This window comes from Mesorhizobium sp. CA10 (genome assembly GCF_020165285.1).
In the GTDB taxonomy this organism is placed as follows: domain Bacteria; phylum Pseudomonadota; class Alphaproteobacteria; order Rhizobiales; family Rhizobiaceae; genus Mesorhizobium.
This window is the reverse complement of the sequence record NZ_JAIUHV010000002.1, coordinates 376,408-389,942: the sequence shown is the minus strand read 5'-3', so window position 1 is coordinate 389,942 and position 13,535 is coordinate 376,408. Positions and strand designations below refer to the sequence as shown.

At 63.9% G+C, this 13,535-nt stretch carries 10 protein-coding genes; 6 read left to right on the top strand and 4 right to left on the bottom strand.

Annotation, left to right across the window (positions count from 1 at the left end):
* Positions 1 to 136: 136 nt before the first annotated feature.
* From LB535_RS05320 to LB535_RS05305, 4 genes are all read right to left on the bottom strand, one after another.
* Complete coding sequence (locus tag LB535_RS05320; protein WP_224631429.1) at positions 137 to 1,165, bottom strand: zinc-dependent alcohol dehydrogenase family protein; 1,029 nt, start codon at positions 1,163 to 1,165, stop codon at positions 137 to 139.
* Between the two features lie 7 nt (positions 1,166 to 1,172).
* Positions 1,173 to 2,963, bottom strand: a complete 1,791-nt coding sequence (locus LB535_RS05315; protein ID WP_224631673.1) for a TRAP transporter large permease subunit — start codon at positions 2,961 to 2,963, stop codon at positions 1,173 to 1,175.
* Positions 2,963 to 3,568, bottom strand: a complete 606-nt coding sequence (locus tag LB535_RS05310) for a TRAP transporter small permease subunit (protein ID WP_224631428.1) — start codon at positions 3,566 to 3,568, stop codon at positions 2,963 to 2,965. The genes LB535_RS05315 and LB535_RS05310 overlap by 1 nt, the downstream gene beginning before the upstream one ends.
* 186 nt (positions 3,569 to 3,754) lie before the next feature.
* Positions 3,755 to 4,660: a branched-chain amino acid ABC transporter permease gene (locus tag LB535_RS05305; protein ID WP_140844787.1), complete on the bottom strand. Its 906-nt coding sequence runs from the start codon at positions 4,658 to 4,660 to the stop codon at positions 3,755 to 3,757.
* A 93-nt stretch (positions 4,661 to 4,753) separates the two neighbouring features.
* Between LB535_RS05305 and LB535_RS05300 the strand changes: the two genes are divergently transcribed.
* The 6 genes from LB535_RS05300 to LB535_RS05275 all read left to right on the top strand — a co-directional run bounded on the left by LB535_RS05300 (position 4,754) and on the right by LB535_RS05275 (position 13,426).
* On the top strand, positions 4,754 to 5,362 hold the full coding sequence (locus tag LB535_RS05300; protein ID WP_095769381.1) for a CGNR zinc finger domain-containing protein: 609 nt from the start codon (positions 4,754 to 4,756) through the stop codon (positions 5,360 to 5,362).
* On the top strand, positions 5,355 to 5,885 hold the full coding sequence (locus tag LB535_RS05295; protein WP_224631427.1) for a hypothetical protein: 531 nt from the start codon (positions 5,355 to 5,357) through the stop codon (positions 5,883 to 5,885). The genes LB535_RS05300 and LB535_RS05295 overlap by 8 nt, the downstream gene beginning before the upstream one ends.
* Positions 5,886 to 6,092: 207 nt before the next feature.
* Positions 6,093 to 9,566, top strand: a complete 3,474-nt coding sequence (locus LB535_RS05290) for an indolepyruvate ferredoxin oxidoreductase family protein (RefSeq protein ID WP_224631426.1) — start codon at positions 6,093 to 6,095, stop codon at positions 9,564 to 9,566.
* A 149-nt stretch (positions 9,567 to 9,715) separates the two neighbouring features.
* On the top strand, positions 9,716 to 12,031 hold the full coding sequence (locus tag LB535_RS05285) for a putative bifunctional diguanylate cyclase/phosphodiesterase (RefSeq protein ID WP_224631425.1): 2,316 nt from the start codon (positions 9,716 to 9,718) through the stop codon (positions 12,029 to 12,031).
* Positions 12,032 to 12,435: 404 nt separating this feature from the next.
* Positions 12,436 to 13,128: an N-acyl amino acid synthase FeeM domain-containing protein gene (locus tag LB535_RS05280; RefSeq protein ID WP_224629017.1), complete on the top strand. Its 693-nt coding sequence runs from the start codon at positions 12,436 to 12,438 to the stop codon at positions 13,126 to 13,128.
* Between the two features lie 148 nt (positions 13,129 to 13,276).
* Positions 13,277 to 13,426 carry a DUF3096 domain-containing protein gene (locus LB535_RS05275; protein WP_023729728.1) on the top strand — a complete coding sequence of 50 codons (150 nt, stop codon included), beginning with the start codon at positions 13,277 to 13,279 and terminating at the stop codon, positions 13,424 to 13,426.
* Positions 13,427 to 13,535 lie beyond the last annotated feature (109 nt).

The window sequence follows — 13,535 nt, the reverse complement described above, 5'->3', positions numbered from 1 at the left end:
AACCCTTACCCATCCGACGTCGGCGCCGCCCCTCACCTGCCTGCCGGCATCCTCTCCCCGTATAGGGACGGGGAGAGGGGCGCCCTTATCGGCGGTTTCGCCAATCGCCAACGTTGCAAGATGGAAAACTGCGCCATCAGCCTCGGCCCGGCACCACCAGCACCTTGACCTCGCCCGGCGCCGGCGGATTGGCGATCACGTCCGGTGCCTCTTCGAGGCTGACCTGCTTCGAGATCAGCCGGTCGATCTCGATCGCGCCGGAGGCGATCAGCTGGGCCGCCCGGCCATGCGTGAACGGGTTGAGGAAGGAGCCGAGCACCTTCAGTTCGCGAAACAGAAGATCGAACGGCTCGATCTCCACCTTCATGCCTTGCGGCACCACGCCGACGATCACCACCGTGCCGCCCGCCTTTGCCATGCGCATCGACTGCTCCACCGTGTCGCGGACGCCGGCGCATTCCAGCACCACGTCGACGCCGCCGGGCGCCAGGCCATTCGGCCCGGCGACGGCCGCGATCGGGTCGCCGGCGCTTGGGTCAATCGTCGCGGTCGCGCCGAGTTCCTCGGCGAGCGCGCGACGCGAAGCCTGCCGGGTCGACAGAATGATGGTCGCCGCGCCCGCGAGCTTGGCCAGCTGCACGACGAGCAGGCCGATGACGCCGCCGCCCAGCACCGCGACCGATGCGCCCGGCCGGATCGCGGCCAAGTCGACGCCGTGCAGGCAGCAGGCGAGCGGCTCGCAGAAAGCGCCATGCGTCGGCTTGAGGTTGGCGGGCAGTCGGAAGGCTTGGCTTTGCGGCATCAGCACGTAATCGGCGAAGCCGCCGTCGCGGTGGATGCCGATGGCGCGCAGATTGCTGCAGAGATTGACGCGGCCGGCGTGGCAGTGGGCGCAGCGCCCGCAGGCAATGTTCGGATCGCCAGTGACGCGGTCGCCGACGGCAATGCCCGTCACCGCCGCGCCGACCGCTTCGACGATGCCGGAGAACTCATGGCCGAGCGTCACCGGCGGCGTGCAGGGAAATTCGCCATGGAAGAGGTGGCGGTCGGTGCCGCAGACGCCGCAGGCCTCGATGCGCACCAGAACGTCCTCAGGCCCGGGAACGGGTTTTGCGACCTCGCGCAACCCGATCTTACCTACCGCCTCCAGCCGCACGGCTCTCATGGTGTCCTCAATTGAATTTGGGCGGCTGCGAGAGATCGGGCGCCGGCGCTGCCGGCTTGGCCGGCGCATCGCCGAAGCTCGGCGGCTGCGACAGGTCGGGCGTGCCGGGTGCCGCCGGAGCGCCGCCATTGGACGGCGCAGCTCCATTGTTGTTCGCCGGCGGCGTGCCGAGCGGCGACAGCGAAGGCATGTCGGGCAGCCTGAGGTCGATGGTGCTGGGCTCCACCGCGGCGCCCTTGTAGCGCATGACCATCTGCGGGAAGGCGATGGTCAGCCCGATCATGATCACCTGGATCAGGACGAACGGCACGGCGCCCCAATAGATCTGCCCGGTGGTGATCGGCGCGATCTGCTTGCCGGTGATCCTGTCGAGGTAAGGCACGCGGGCCGCGACCGAGCGCAGGTAGAACAGCGCGAAGCCGAAGGGCGGGTGCATGAAGCTGGTTTGCATGTTGACGCCGAGCAGCACGCCGAACCAGATCAGGTCGATGCCGAGCTTGTCCGCCGCCGGCGCCAGCAGCGGCACGATGATAAAGGCGAGCTCGAAGAAATCGAGGAAGAAGGCAAGCACGAAGACCAGGATGTTGACGCCGATCAGGAAGCCGGTCTCGCCGCCGGGCAGCGAGGTCAACAGGCGCTCGACCCAGATATGGCCGTTGACGCCATAGAAGGTCAGCGAAAAGACGCGCGCGCCGATCAGGATGAACAGCACGAAGGCGGAAAGGCGGGTCGTCGACGCCAGCGCCTGGTTGATGACGTCCATCGTCAGGCGGCCCTTCATTGCCGCCATGATGAGCGCGCCGACGGCGCCCATGGCGCCGCCTTCCGTCGGCGTGGCGATGCCGAGGAAGATGGTGCCCAGAACCAAGAAGATAAGCGCCAGCGGCGGGATCAGCACGATCACCACCTGCTGCGCCAGCTTCGACATCATGTTGATACGGAGCCGCTGATCGAGGATGGCCACGACATAAATGATGATGACGCCGACGGCGAAGCCGAGGATGTCGGCATTGTCGCCGTGGGTCGGCGCAAGGTAGCGATAGGCCGCGTAGGAAATCGCGCCCGTCACTACAACTGCCACCAGCAGAGATATCACACCGTGGCCGAGCGTACGCGCCTCGAGCGGCAGCGCCGGCATCGAGTTCGGCCGGACGATCGACATGATCAGGATGTAGAGCATGTAGATGCCGGTGAGCACGAGGCCGGGGATCAATGCGCCGGCATACATGTCGCCGACCGAGCGTCCCAGCTGGTCGGCCAGCACGATCAGCACCAGCGACGGCGGGATGATCTGCGCCAGCGTGCCGGAGGCGGCGATGACGCCCGAGGCCACGCGCCGGTCGTAGCCGTAGCGTAACATGATCGGCAGCGAGATCAGGCCCATGGCAATGACCGAAGCGGCCACCACGCCGGTCGTCGCGGCAAGCAGCGCACCGACGAAGATCACCGCATAGGCAAGCCCGCCGCGGATCGGCCCGAACAGCTGCCCGATCGTGTCGAGCAGATCCTCGGCCATGCCGGAGCGCTCCAGCACGATACCCATGAAGGTGAAGAACGGTATCGCCAAGAGCGTGTCGTTCGACATCACCCTGGTGCCGTAGAAATTGTCGGGAAGCGCGTGCAGCAACGGCCAGGCAAGGTTGATCGACCCGCCGGAATAGGGCGACAGCACGACACCGATGAAGAAGAACATCAGCCCGTTGGCGGCGAGCGAGAAGGCTACGGGGTAGCCGATCAACAGGAAGATGACCAGCGAGGCGAACATGATCGGCGCCATGTTCTGCGCGATGAATTCGATCACGAGCGCACCTCGCCCGCGAGCGCCTTGGCTTCCTCGGCCAGCGCCTTGGCCTCGAGCTCGGCCTGCTCATGGGCCGAGATGAAAGGAGTGGGATCGTCCATGTCGCCGCGCATGATGGCGATCTTCTTGATGATCTCGGAAACCCCTTGCAGCGCGAGCAGGAAGAAGCCGACCAGCAGGATGGCCTTGGCCGGCCACACGATCAGGCCGCCGGCATTGGTCGACATCTCGCCGCTGCGGAAGGAAAGCGACACATAAGGCACGAAATAGATCACCATCAGCACCACGAACGGCATCAGGAAAAACAGATGGCCGAAGAGGTCGATCCAGTGCTGCACACGGCGCGAGAACATGCCGTAGACGATGTCGATGCGGATATGGTCGTTCTGTTTCAGCGTGTAGGCGGCGGCCAGCATGAAGGCGGCGCCGAACAGGTACCACTGCAGCTCCAGCCAGGCGTTGGAGGAGATGTCGAACACCTTGCGGATGACGGCATTGCCGGCGCTCACCAGGATCGCGAGCAGGATCAGCCACGACACCCAGCGGCCGATGAACTCGTTGATGCGGTCGATCGTCCTGGATAGAGCGAGCAGCCCTGCCATGCATAGTCCTCCCTGGTACCGGCAGCGCGCCCGATTCCCCCTCCGGTGTCGCGCCGCTTGGCCCAACGATATGCAGTGCGTGGTCCGGCAGGTCAACATGACAAAGCGAGGCAAACAGATCGGCAAGCCGCGCAGAGGCGGAATGCCGCCGCATGACGCGGCGTCATGCAACCAAAGTCTGGGAGCTCAGGCGATCTTGGCCTGGTCGCGCCCGGCGCCGATCAGCACCAGCATGGCGACGAGGAAGAGATAGATCCAGGCGTCGCGCCATTCGAGCGGGAAATAGCCGGCCCAGAGCGATTCCGCCATACCGAAGGCCGCGGCGCCAAGCGCCGCCTTGAGCGGCGACAGATAACCGCCGACCGCCGTCACGAACAGGATCTTGAGGCCGTAGACCAGCCCGGTGCCGAAGGAGACATTGCCGTAATAGAGCCCGGCAAGCACGCCGGCCAGGGCGGCGCAAAAGCCGCTGAACAGCACGGCGCGGCGGAACACGGCAGTGACGTCGATGCCGCACATCGCCGCCGCTTTCGGATCGTCGGAGACGGCGCGCCAGGCGCGGCCGAAATGCGAATGCGAGAACAGCCAGGCCGCCAGCGCCACCACCGCGATGATACAAGCGCAATCGAGCAACTGGATGACGGTTAGCGTCACCTTGAAGCCCTCACCCTGGGCAAAGATGACGGGGTTGGCGAGCATCGGCGGCAGCCACAGGTCATGCGTGTCGGCGGCGATGCGGCTCGCTTCTGACAGGAAGATGAGAATGCCGAGCGTCGTCACCACGATGGCGTTGGGCGAGCGGTCGGCGAGCCTCTCGAAAACGCTGCGCGACAGGACATGGCTGATCAGCGCGGCATAAAGCACGGCGGCGGCGACGCCGAGCATTACCGCGGCGGCCAGCGTCAGCCACAGCGCCTGATAGCCGAAGGCGGCGGTCAGGATCATCGTCTGGCCGCAGAAGGCGAACAGCGCGCCGTAAGCCAGGTTGGTGCGATGCAGGATGCCGTTGGTCAGCACATAGCCGAAGGCGAGCAGCGCATAGAGCGCGCCCGAATGCAGCCCGTTCAGCACCTGCTGGAAGAAATAGAGCATGCGATATCCTACAGGTCGTATGACGCGACCCCGCCGGACCGTTGCACCCGGAATCTAACTTGTCAAATGCGTTTTATCGGTTAGATTTCTGTCATGACGGTTTCCTGGACCCCGCACCGCTTCACCGGCGGCATCCTTGCGCTCGACACGGCGAACACCGTCGTGCTGCGCAACGATCCGCAAAAGTCCTTTGACCGTTTTGACGATCCGGCCGAGATCGCCCGCTTCGCCGAGGCGGCGAGCGGCTTTCGCGCAGCCGAGCTCGGCGGCCGAAGGCTGCAGGCGCCGGAGCCGGGCGAGATAAAGCCAGCCGTCGTCTCGATTCGCGAAGCGACCGACCGCCTGTTTCGTCATGCCGTATCGAACGGCGCGATCGCGACCAGCCATTTGCCGGATTTCCTCACGGCCTGCGCCGGCGGACTGTCCGGCAGCGCGACCGAGATCGGGGTGCCGGGCCAGCCTTTCGGCGATCCGCAAACGCCGATTGCCTTCGAGGCGGCTTTGGCCGTCTCGGCGCTGTCGCTGCTGCGCGACGAAACGGTGGCGAGGCTGAGGATCTGTCCCAATTGCAGCTGGCTGTTCGTCGACCGCAGCCGCAACGCCAGCCGCCTCTGGTGCGACATGGCGGTTTGCGGCAACCGCCAGAAGGCAAACCGCTATTACCGCCGCCGCACAGCGGCGAGGGAGGTCAGCAATGCTTAGGAAATTGTCGCGTTCGGCTCTGGTCGGCGCCGCCTTGATCGCTGCATTCGCGCTTGGCGCCTGCCGCGACACCGGCAAGGAGCAACTCTTCGCCATCTCCGGCAAGCTGTTCGAGTTCAATTACCGGCTCGCCATCGCCACCTATGTTATCACCCTGAAGCCGCTGCGGCCGATGGTCGACGGCCAGGTCGCGGTGGTGAGCTTCCAGAACCCGGCCGGCGGCGAGCCGCTCGTCGTCAACCAGAAGATCTGGCCGAAGCTGCCCCATATCACGCTCACCAGTCCGCCGCTCTCCTGCGTGGTCAAGGACAAGCCTTACAAAGTCTCGATCCGCATCCAGGATGCCAGCGGCACATTGCTGCAAAGCATCGACACCACCATGACCTCGTCGGAGGACCAGACGATGCTGCCGGACCGCCCCCTGGTGATCGGCCCGAAATACGAGCTCAACCCGGACCTTGCCGGCCATCCTGACGGCAGGCTGCCCGATGCGCAGAAGCCGGATTGCTCGAAAGCGACCTGAAACGCCCAGCGCTCACGAAATTTTTGTTCCTCGGGAAGCGGTTGGCGCGGTCTTGCATGCGCCGTCGGCCACTCGCCAGACCGTTTGTTGCGTGTTATCTGGCTGCTGCGATTTTGTTTGACCTCTCCGCCAAGGGAAGAAAGACTGCGGCGTCCCACTCCGACGTTGGCTGCCTGATTTGCGCCGCCTCCGCAGAGGAAATACCTGATGACGCTGCACCATGTCGCGCTCGACGACAAGTTCGACCTTGGCAAGGAGCGCGTCTTCCTGTCCGGCGCGCAGGCGGTCGTGCGCATGCTTCTGATGCAGCGCGAGCGCGACCGCCGCGCGGGCCTCAACACGGCGGGCTTCGTCTCCGGCTATCGCGGCTCGCCTTTGGGCGGCCTCGACATGCAGCTATGGCGGGCCAAGAAGCAGCTTGCGGCTGCCGACATCGTCTTCCAGCCCGGCCTCAACGAGGAACTCGCCGCCACCGCCTGCTGGGGTTCTCAGCAGACCGAATTGCTGGGCGAGGGCACGCATGACGGCGTCTTTTCGGTCTGGTACGGCAAGGGGCCGGGCGTCGACCGTTCCGGCGACGTCTTCCGCCACGCCAATCTTGCCGGCTCGTCCAAGCACGGCGGCGTGCTTGCCCTGATGGGCGACGACCACATGGCCGAATCCTCGACGAATGCGCATGCCACCGAATTCCTATTCGTCGACACCATGGTGCCGATCCTCAACCCGGCAGGCGTCCAGGAGATCATCGACTACGGTCTCTACGGCTTTGCAATGTCGCGCTTCGCCGGCACCTGGGCGGCGATCAAATGCGTCAAGGACAACATCGAATCGACCGCCTCGGTCGACGCCTCGATCGAGCGTCTGGGCATCGTCATTCCCGAATTCGACATGCCGCCGGGCGGCCTCAACATCCGCCACGAGATCGACATGCTCGGCCAGGAAGAGCGGCTGCACGAGTACAAGCGCGCCGCCGCTTCCGCCTTCATCCAGGCCAATAGTCTCAACCGCATTGTCTACTCCGGCGGCCGCAACCCCAAGCTCGGCGTCATCACCATCGGCAAGAGCTATCTCGATGTCCGCCAGGCGCTGGAGGATATCGGCATCGACGAGACGGCCGCCAACCGCATCGGCATCCGCCTGTTCAAGGTCGGCTGCCCGTGGCCGCTCGACTTCCAGCACATCGCCGAGTTCGCGCGCGGCCTCGACACCATCGTCGTTGTCGAGGAAAAGCGCTCTCTGATCGAGGTTCAGTTGCGCGAGAACCTCTACGGCACCGCCACGCAGCCGGTGATCGTCGGCAAGAAGGACGAGCGCGGCGACTGGCTGTTTCCGGCCAAGGGCGCGCTCGATCCGAACGAGATCGCCATCGCGCTCGGCGAACGGATTCTGCGCACCATCGGCCCGTCGGAAGAAATCGCCGCGCGGCTGGCGAAGCTGCGCCAGTTCCAGGCAATGCTCGCCGACACTGTCGATATCGGCTCGCGCACGCCTTTCTTCTGCTCCGGCTGCCCGCACAATTCGTCAACCAAGGTTCCGGACGGCTCGATCGCCGCCGCCGGCATCGGCTGCCATTTCATGGCGCTGTGGATGGACAGGAATACGGTCGGCTTCACCGCCATGGGCGGCGAGGGCGCGCAATGGGTCGGACAGGCGCCGTTCTCGAAGCGCGACCACATCTTCCAGAATCTCGGCGACGGCACCTATAACCATTCCGGCGTGCTGGCGATCCGCTTCGCGCTGTCCTCCGGCGCCAGCATCACTTACAAGATACTCTACAACGACGCCGTCGCCATGACCGGAGGCCAGCCGCATGAGGGCGGCCTGACCGTCGACATGATCGCCAGACAAGTGCGCGCCGAGGGCGTCGAGCGCATCGCCGTCGTCACCGACGAGCCCGACAAATATGCCGGCAAGGCCGATTTCCCGGCCGGCATCAGCATCCATCATCGTGACGACCTCGATCTCGTCCAGCGCGAGTTGCGTGGGCTCAAAGGCGTTTCCGTTCTCATCTACGACCAGACCTGCGCCGCCGAGAAACGCCGGCGCCGCAAGCGCGGCACCTTCCCCGATCCGGACAAGCGCGTCTTCATCAACGAACTGGTCTGCGAAGGCTGCGGCGATTGCGGCGTCCAGTCGAACTGCGTCTCGATCCAGCCGGTCGAGACCGAATTCGGCCGCAAGCGCCGGATTGACCAGTCGAGCTGCAACAAGGACTTCTCCTGCCTCAACGGCTTCTGCCCATCCTTCGTCACCGTGCATGGCGGCAAGATCAGGAAGGCCGAGGGCATTGCCGGCAAGGCCGATCCTCTCGACGGCGTGCCCGCGCCAGCCGAATTCCGCATGGGCACCCAGGGCTGGGCGGCGATCATCGACGGGGTCGGCGGCACCGGCGTCGTCACCGTCGGCGCGGTGCTCGGCATGGCCGCGCATCTCGAAGGCAAGGGCTGCGGCATGATCGACATGGCCGGCCTCGCCCAGAAGGGCGGCTCGGTCTTCACCCATGTCCGCATCGCCCCGACGCCCGAGGACATCCATGCCATCCGCGTTTCGGCCGGCAAGGCCGACCTTGTGCTGGGCTGCGATCTCGTCGTCTCCGGCGCCAAGAAGGTGCTGGGCGCGGTGCGCGAGGGCCACACGATCTTCCTCGCCAACACCGCCGAGATCATGCCCGGCGAATTCACCCGGTCCGCCGACTTCTCGCTGCCGATCGAGCGGCTGAAGAAGGCGATCCGGGCGGCGGCCGGCGACGACAAGGCGCATTTCTTCGACGCCACCCGCACGGCGACGGCTTTGTTCGGCAATTCGCTGGGCGCCAACATGTTCATGCTCGGCTTCGCCTTCCAGCATGGCGGACTGCCGCTTTCCGCCGAAGCCGTTGAAAAGGCGATAGAATTGAACGGCGAGGCTGTGCCGATGAACATCGCGGCCTTCCGCTGGGGCCGCCGCGCCGCGCATCAGCCCGATTTCGTGCGCGGCCTGGTCGGCCAGACGGGCAAGCCGGCTTCCCGACCGGCCGAGACGCTGGACGATGTCATCGCCCGCCGTGTCGCCTTCCTTACCGCCTATCAGAACGCCGCCTATGCCAGGCGTTACGCCGACCGCGTGGCGACGTTGCGCGCCGCCGAAGCCAAGGCCGCGCCCGGCTCGACCGCAGTGACCGAGGCCGTCGCCAGGAACCTCTTCAAGCTGATGTCGATCAAGGACGAGTATGAGGTGGCGCGGCTCTACACCGACGGCACTTTCGCCGCCGACCTCGCCAAGCAGTTCCAGAGCTACGACAAGCTCGAGTTCCATCTCGCGCCGCCGATCCTCGGGCGGCGCGGCAATGACGGCAAGCCCCGCAAATCGAGCTTCGGCCCGTGGATGATGAAGGGCTTTCGGCTGCTGGCGGCGATGAAGGGCCTGCGCGGAACCGCCTTCGACCTTTTCGGCTACACGGCCGAGCGGCGCACCGAGCGGCAGTCGCTGAGAGCATACGAGGCCGATCTCGACCTGATCGCCGACGCGCTGGCGCCGGGCAGGGTGGAAGCCGCGACGGCCCTGGCCTCCGTGCCGGCGCTTATCCGCGGCTACGGTCATGTCCGGCAGGCCAGCGCCGACAAGGCGGCGGGCGAGCGCTCGCGTTTGATCGAGCGTTTGAAGCAAGCCCCGGCGGAGCCTTCGCTTCGTGCGGCGGAATGATCGCGCCGGCGCGTTGGACGCCGCGCCAAAATCCCGAATCCCTTATCCGTCCTGCTCACAGCAACCCTCTGCAACCGTCGCCGCGCGCCGTTCTAAGCCTTTCTTAAGGCGGGGTGTGGCATGACAAGGCGTAGTGTTGGGCCGAGTGTATGGGCAGAGCGAAGACCGAGAGCATCCCGGCGGACGTCTATATCCAGTTCGTGCGGGCATTGTTCGACAACGCCGGCATGGTGGCGATCGGCGGCGTATGCTACTGGATTGTCGGTTTCATGGTCTACCTGCGCACGCAGGATCTGCTTTATCTGGCGTTGGCTTTCGTTCTGCTATCGGCCAGCCTCTGGCGGTACTTCAGCATCCAAGGCTTCCATAGAGCGGGCGGCACCATAGCAAGTGTCGCGGAGGCAGAAGCGATAGAGCGCAACTACATTATCAAAGGCAGCGCCCAGGGCCTCGCATTGGGGTCATTCTGCTTCGTGTCGATCTACCTGCGTCCTGACCAGTTTGGTGAACTGGCGTCGGTGTCGTTGTCGTTGACGACCCTGGTAACGGTTGTCGGGCGAAGCTACGGGTCCATGCGCATGGTCCAGATTTTCTCCTTGACCCTCGTCGGGCCGGCGGCTCTTGCGCTCATCCTGCGCATGGATATGGCTTCTGTCGTCCTCGGCTTGATGATCATCCCGCTGACGTTCGTCACGATCAGCAGCGCTGACCATGTCCGCAACGTGCTCTTCTCCGCGGTCATTGGCCACAAGCAGGCGAGGAACCTGACGCGCCGGTTCGACCGCGCGCTCAACACCATGTCGCACGGCCTGGTCATGCTGGGCCCGGACGGGCGCGTCGCGGTCGCCAATGCCGAAGCTGCCCATCTGATGTCGCTGAAATCGTCCGAGGCGCTGCTCGGGCGCTCGATCCACGGCCTGCTGATGCGCGGCGTTGCCGGCGGCATGCTGGCGCCAAAGGACTGCCGCTACATCGAGGCGCAGCTGACGCGCGCCTTGCGCGAAGGCCGCGACCGCAAGGTGCTGGTTTCGCTTGCCAATGGCCAGCACTATGAATTTTCCGCGCGCGAAGGCAGCCAGGAATTGGGCGTCATCACCTTCGAGGACGTGACGGCCCGCGTCGAGGCGGAAGAAAAGATCCGCTTCATGGCGCGCTACGACAATTTGACGGGGCTGCCGAACCGCGCCTATTTCAACGAACTGGTCGGCGAAGCCATGGCGTCCGGCGACCGCGACCGGCTCTGCGGCCTCGCCGTGCTCGACCTCGACGATTTCAAGAGCGTCAACGACACACTCGGCCATCCGGTCGGCGATGGGCTGATCTATGCCTTGGCCGAGCGGCTGGCTGCGGTCGCCGGGCCAGGCATCAATGTCAGCCGTTTCGGCGGCGACGAGTTCATGGTCTTCTTCGACCGCATCGAGGACGAGAGCCATCTCAACGATTTGCTCGACGAGATCTTCGTCAACCTGCAGGGGGAGGTGGATGTCGCCGGTCACAGCCTACGCATCCAGGCCAGCGGCGGCGCCGTGTTGTCCAGGGTCGCAGACACCGATGTCGACGCCATGATCGTCAAGGCCGACCTTGCCCTCTACAAGGCCAAGGAGCTCGGCAAGAACAGCTGGCGGCTGTTCGAGGCATCAATGGATGCCGCGTTCCGCAGTCGCCAGCTGATGAAGGCCGACCTGCGCAATGCCGTACAGGCCAGGGAGTTGCGCGTCGTCTACCAGCCGATCGTGGCCATCAGCACCATGCGCATCGCCAGTTGCGAGGCGCTCTGCCGCTGGGACCATCCCGATCTCGGCCCGATCTCGCCCAGCGTCTTCATCCCGCTCGCCGAGGAGATGGGCATCATTGCCGACATCAGTACTTTCGTGTTGCAGGCGGCCTGCGCCGAATGCGCCAAATGGCCGACGCAGACCAGCGTATCGGTCAACCTTTCAGCCAAGGATTTCCGCAACCGCGACGTCGTGCAGAAGGTTCGTGACGCGCTGGCGGCGTCAGGCCTTGCGCCGCACCGGCTCGAAATCGAGGTCACCGAGACAGCCTTGCTCGACGACAAATCGCTGACGCGCGAGCTGATCGAAGAGATGAAGACGCTTGGCGTCCGCATTGCGCTCGACGATTTCGGCACCGGCTATTCCAGCCTCAGCTATTTGCACAAGCTGCCGCTCGACAAGATCAAGATCGATCGCTCCTTCCTGATCGATTTGAACCAGAACCGGCAGTCGCTCGATCTTCTGAAGGGCATCGTCGGCCTGTCCCGGACGCTGGGTCTTTCTGTCACCATCGAAGGGGTCGAAACCTTCGAGCAGCTGAAGACGCTGGTCCATCTGGTCAAGCCGGACTTCGTGCAAGGCTTCCTCTTCGGCGCCGCGCTCAGCGCGTCGGGCATCGAGACGATGTCGAGTGTCACGTGGCCGTTTGCCGCGGATCTGTATATCGCCGGCAAACGGACAGCCAGCTGAACGCTATTCCAGGAAAGGTGCGGAGTGTGTCTCACCTGGAATTGCGTTCAAAAAGCAGATCGAATGTTCACCCAATGAAAGGATGACAGCTCGGGCGCTGTCTAAATCCGCCACGTACTGGTGCGCGCAACACCTGATTTCAGAATCACCGCGGTGATCGCCGCCAGTTCGGATCAGACAACCCGGCTGCACGATCCTGCATTTTTTGCATGAGATCGCCGAACGATTCGCGGCCGTTAAGGTTAACAACCGGTAAATCAGCGATATCGAATTTTCAGCTTGTGTCTCATTTCAACTCGAATAGCTTATTTATAAGCGGAATTCGAGGACAGACTATGGTTGTTGCTAGAAAGAGCGCGTCGGTCGACGCCAGCGCTAGAATCGACTCGGCGCTCAACCGATCCATGATGCAACTGCTGGATCATGTCGAATATCGTCTCATCACCGGGGGTGAAGATCAGGAGGCGATATACCGGCTCCGCTACAATTCCTATCGGCGCTCAGGTATGTGTGGTCCGATCGCGAGCGGTATGTTCGAGGATCGCTGGGATAATCTGCCCAACGCCTACCGGTTCGGTGTCTATTGCTATGGCCAATTGGTCAGCACACTGCGTTTCCATTATATTACCAGCGAGTGTCCGTTCTCGCCCTCCGTCGATGCCTATCCGGAAATATTGAAGGAGCGGCTTGCGCGCGGAGAAACCTTCATCGATGGAACCCGGTTCGCAGCCGATCCTGCCAGCGCACCGTCGCCCGGAGTGATACCTTTCCTGACACTCAGGATTGCCATGGTCGCCTCCTGTTATTTTGGCCAGGACTCGGTACTGACGCCGGTCAAGATGGAGCATTCCGCTTTTTACGTTCGTTACTTTCAGGCCGTGCAGAGGACAGAGGCTAAAGTATTTCCGGGCGTTCTTCCCCCGCTCGCACTGTTCGAAATCCCGGCCGGCGAAAACATGCGCCTGACGCTCAAACGATTGCCGTTCTTCAGATCGACGCCGATGGAGCAGCGGATGATGTTCGGCAATCCGGCCATCAACCGGCTGACGCCCCTCACCATTCTGCCGACGGCGAAATATTACCGCGCCGCGGCCTGAATGCAGGCCATGAACCTTTCGCCGGCGGCGACGTTGTCAGAGCAATTCCAGGAAAGTGTGAGCGGTTTTCCGTTCGGAATTGCGTCGATACAAGCTCCGCAGCCCGGTCTGCCCAGGCGATCGCGCCTGTCATAAGAAAGGATCCCGCATGACCATCCACTCGCTCGCGCTGACGCCGCTGATCTCGCTGATCGCCGGCGTGCTGATCCTGGTGATGCCTCGGCTCCTCAACTACATCGTCGCGCTTTACCTGATCGTTGTCGGCCTGCTCGGCCTTTTCCCCCACCTCGCGGGCTGAAATCCCGCGCCGGCCGCATGACATCGCGCGGCATTCGATTTCAACTTTCGTTTGAGGCTGTTGTCGCGGACTGTGCGGCAATAGCGCCATTGCTCTTGGTTCGGCTTTT

Bases quoted from the DNA above. Each gene is read 5' to 3' on its own strand.
- LB535_RS05320 (WP_224631429.1), bottom strand. From the start codon at position 1,165: ATGAGAGCCGTGCGGCTGGAGGCGGTAGGTAAGATCGGGTTGCGCGAG.
- LB535_RS05310 (WP_224631428.1), bottom strand. From the start codon at position 3,568: ATGGCAGGGCTGCTCGCTCTATCCAGGACGATCGACCGCATCAACGAG.
- LB535_RS05305 (WP_140844787.1), bottom strand. From the start codon at position 4,660: ATGCTCTATTTCTTCCAGCAGGTGCTGAACGGGCTGCATTCGGGCGCG.
- LB535_RS05300 (WP_095769381.1), top strand. From the start codon at position 4,754: ATGACGGTTTCCTGGACCCCGCACCGCTTCACCGGCGGCATCCTTGCG.
- LB535_RS05295 (WP_224631427.1), top strand. From the start codon at position 5,355: ATGCTTAGGAAATTGTCGCGTTCGGCTCTGGTCGGCGCCGCCTTGATC.
- LB535_RS05290 (WP_224631426.1), top strand. From the start codon at position 6,093: ATGACGCTGCACCATGTCGCGCTCGACGACAAGTTCGACCTTGGCAAG.
- LB535_RS05285 (WP_224631425.1), top strand. From the start codon at position 9,716: ATGGGCAGAGCGAAGACCGAGAGCATCCCGGCGGACGTCTATATCCAG.
- LB535_RS05280 (WP_224629017.1), top strand. From the start codon at position 12,436: ATGATGCAACTGCTGGATCATGTCGAATATCGTCTCATCACCGGGGGT.
- LB535_RS05275 (WP_023729728.1), top strand. From the start codon at position 13,277: ATGACCATCCACTCGCTCGCGCTGACGCCGCTGATCTCGCTGATCGCC.